We start from the raw sequence: 3,192 nt of genomic DNA, 5'->3' as shown, positions 1-3,192 counted from the left end.
GCCCCCCAGGGCCAGTAGCAAAATCGTTTTGGGATTGGTCCAGATACCGGCGTCGAACAGCTCATCGGGCAGATACTCCGTCCCGGCACTTTCAAAGCCCAGGCCCTGCAATTCCGTCACGGTTTTCGGGTTGATGTCCACAGCCACATCATTACTCAAATGGTGGGATCCAATATAGCCCCCAATTATGGCGCCAAGCACCACAATCAGGTTCCATTTCTGCGTTTTCCAGTCAAACTGAAAAAACTCCGCGTTCTTTCCGGCTCCGCAAATCGTACAAAATGTACGCAGGTTCGAAGACATTCCAAAGTTCTTCCCAACGAGCAAAAGCAATAGCATAACCGCTGCAATTGCAGCCCCGGATACATACCAGGGCCAGGGTTCCATAATCCAATTCATAAAGTATATTTTAAAAAGTGTCCAATGCGGGGCAAAGCAAAGGTTTTCGTTCGAAACAAAAGGTAACCAGAGTTACACATCTTTACCTTTGAGCATTTTATTCCAGTATAGATAAGGAAGACCGTATTTTTTCAGCATCCAAAGCCGCCAGTGCTCCCGATACGAATCCATGATCCCCATAAGTTTGAGCTTCGGATCCGGGGTGAAATTATTGTCGTAATCAAACTCCGCCAGGACCATTTTTCCATAATCCGTAACAATCGGACAGGAAGAATAACCATTATAGGATTTGGTCCCCAGGATGTTTCGGGATTTCAAAATCCGGATATTATCCACAATCACCGGAACTTGCTTACGAATAGCGGCACCTGTTTTGGCAGCCGGGATCCCCGCCACATCCCCAAGACCAAAAACATTGGGGTACTTGGGACTCTGAAGGGTATGTTTATCAACGTCAAGCCATTTTCCTTCATTGGCTAAAGGAGAATCCTGAATGAATTTCGGGGCCGTGGAAGGCGGGGCGGTGTGCATCATATCGAAGTGTATCCCTGTCAGGGCTCCGTCCTTTTCCAAACGTACCTCCTTGTGGTTGTATTCGCGCTCATGATCCATAAAGGAATACCAGGCAATCCGGTTCGGGCCGTCCACTTTTTCAAGTTTATACCCAAACCGCAGGTTGATATCTTTGCGATCTACAATCTCAAGCAGTGTTTTCTTAACCTCCGGAACCCCAAAAATGGTCGTCCCCGGAGTGGCAAATACTATGTTTGTCGTGTCCCGAACCCCCGATTTCCGGAAATGGCTTTCAGACAGGTACATGATTTTCTGGGGAGCCCCTCCACATTTTATAGGCGTGGCGGGCTGGGTAAACAGGGCCGTTCCTCCCTTAAAGTTTTTAAGGACCTCCCAGGTGTGCTTCGAGTCTGTGTAGTTACTGCAAACCACATCTTTGTCCATAGCCTCACCGAGGCCGGGTACCAGGCTCCAGTCGTAAACCAGGCCGGGAGCCACGACCAAATAATCATAGGTCAGGTCTCCGCTGGATTGAGTCGTCACCGTATTGGCTTCAGGTTTAAACCCTGTGGCTTTGTCCTGAATCCAGGTAGCTCGTTTCGGGATTACCGATTTCATCGGGCGAGCTGTCTTTTCATAATCAAAAGTGCCTGCACCTACAAGGGTCCAGGCGGGTTGATAATAATGGGTGTCTGCCGGTTCAACGATCCCCACTTTCAACGATTTATCTTCCTGAAGGAGTTTTGCAGCTGTCATAATGCCACCGGTTCCTCCACCGATAACCAGGATTTCGAAATGTGATTCCATAAGTCTAAGGGTTCTTTTTACAAAAAATAAAGATATACATTTCCCCCTCAATTCATTGTAACATTGGTTACACTCCCAGAGATTCAGAGGGCCAGTAATCGGCTGTTTTCAGGTGTTGTTCAAATTAGTATCCGGGGAAGGGGGTTTTGAAAAAGGAATCTGTTCAAGGGCATTGTAACTCAGGTTACAGAAGTTTCTATTAAAATCACTTATGTTTATAAACTTTATGAAAAATGCGCTCGCAAATGAACCGACGAAAATTTGTTCAGAATTCCGGCCTGGGGGCTATGGCCGCCTTACTCGGCACTGAAATCGTTTTTGGCAATACCCTTCCAAAAGGGTATATCCCCCTTGGATTACAGGATCCGGATCCCTTTAAAATGTTCGATAAGAATCCGGAAATGCTGGTCTTAAATGACAAACCGTGGAATATTGAGTCCCTTGCCCATTTACTGGATGACCGGGTTACCCCAAATCGGTCTATGTTTATCCGTAATAATGGAATTATCCCCCAGGAAATAGACCTGGCCACCTGGACCCTTACTTTTGACGGGGAATCCGTCCGGGGCAAAAAGAGTTATACCCTTGCCGATTTGAAATCGCGGTTCTCCCAACACACCTATCAGTTGACTATTGAGTGCGGGGGAAATGGCAGAAGCGAATTTAACCCCCCGGCCAAAGGAAATCAATGGAGCGTTGGGGCGGTGCACAGCGCCGAATGGACCGGCGTTCGCCTTCGGGATGTGCTTGAGGACGTGGGCATTACCTCAGATGCCGTATATATCGGATTCCACGCTGCAGATACGCACCTGAGCGGAGACCCTAAAAAGGAACCTATTTCGAGGGGTTTTCCCATAGCCAAGGCCATGCAGGATGAAACCCTGCTCGCCTTTCAAATGAACGGAAAAGATATTCCCCTGGCTCACGGGTATCCCCTGCGACTGGTCGCCGGGGGGTGGCCGGCCTCCACTTCGGGAAAATGGCTCACGGGTATAAGCGTGCGCGATAAGGTCCACGACGGCCCTAAAATGACGGGGACTTCTTACCGGGTGCCGTGCCTCCCTGTAGCTCCCGGAACTGAAGTAGCCGATGAAGATATGTGCATCATAGAATCCATGCCGGTCAAATCCCTGATCACCTATCCCAAAACAGGGGCGACACTCTCCCAGGGAAAATCACTTTCGTTCCGCGGACACGCCTGGGCCGGAGAGCTCGAAGTGACCCGGATGGAATACTCTATAGATTTTGGGAGCAACTGGAAAGAATGTACTCTCGAAGCTCCGGCCAATCGCCTGGCATGGCAACATTTCTCCGGGGAAACCCGGTTTCCACAAAAAGGGTATTATGAAGTCTGGGTAAGGGCTACAGATAGTCGCGGAAATGCACAACCCATGGTGCTGCCGGGTTGGAATCCCAAGGGGTACCTCAACAACGCCTGCCACCGCATCGCCGTAAAAGTCAGCTGATGAAAAC

3 protein-coding genes are annotated in these 3,192 nt (G+C 49.2%); 1 reads left to right on the top strand and 2 read right to left on the bottom strand.

The features are described 5' to 3' along the window. The coding region (locus WBV75_RS14770) for a YeeE/YedE family protein (protein WP_424121345.1) at nucleotides 1-399 on the bottom strand (399 nt) is incomplete at its 3' end. Nucleotides 400-471: 72 nt separating this feature from the next. Then, nucleotides 472-1,719, bottom strand: coding sequence for an NAD(P)/FAD-dependent oxidoreductase (locus WBV75_RS14765; protein WP_424121344.1), 1,248 nt, complete (start codon nucleotides 1,717-1,719; stop codon nucleotides 472-474). A gap of 245 nt (nucleotides 1,720-1,964) precedes the next feature. Here WBV75_RS14765 and WBV75_RS14760 point away from each other — a divergent pair, with 245 nt between their 5' ends. Then, nucleotides 1,965-3,185: a sulfite oxidase gene (locus WBV75_RS14760; RefSeq protein ID WP_424121343.1), complete on the top strand. Its 1,221-nt coding sequence runs from the start codon at nucleotides 1,965-1,967 to the stop codon at nucleotides 3,183-3,185. Nucleotides 3,186-3,192: the final 7 nt, after the last annotated feature.

Origin of the sequence: Robiginitalea sp., from assembly GCF_049588695.1 — a bacterium.
In the GTDB taxonomy this organism is placed as follows: domain Bacteria; phylum Bacteroidota; class Bacteroidia; order Flavobacteriales; family Flavobacteriaceae; genus Robiginitalea.
Note: the sequence above shows the minus strand (reverse complement) of the source record. Positions and strands in the feature narration are given on the sequence as shown.

Coding starts and splice junctions, on each gene's coding strand:
- WBV75_RS14765 (WP_424121344.1), bottom strand. CDS start 1,719: ATGGAATCACATTTCGAAATCCTGGTTATCGGTGGAGGAACCGGTGGC.
- WBV75_RS14760 (WP_424121343.1), top strand. CDS start 1,965: ATGAACCGACGAAAATTTGTTCAGAATTCCGGCCTGGGGGCTATGGCC.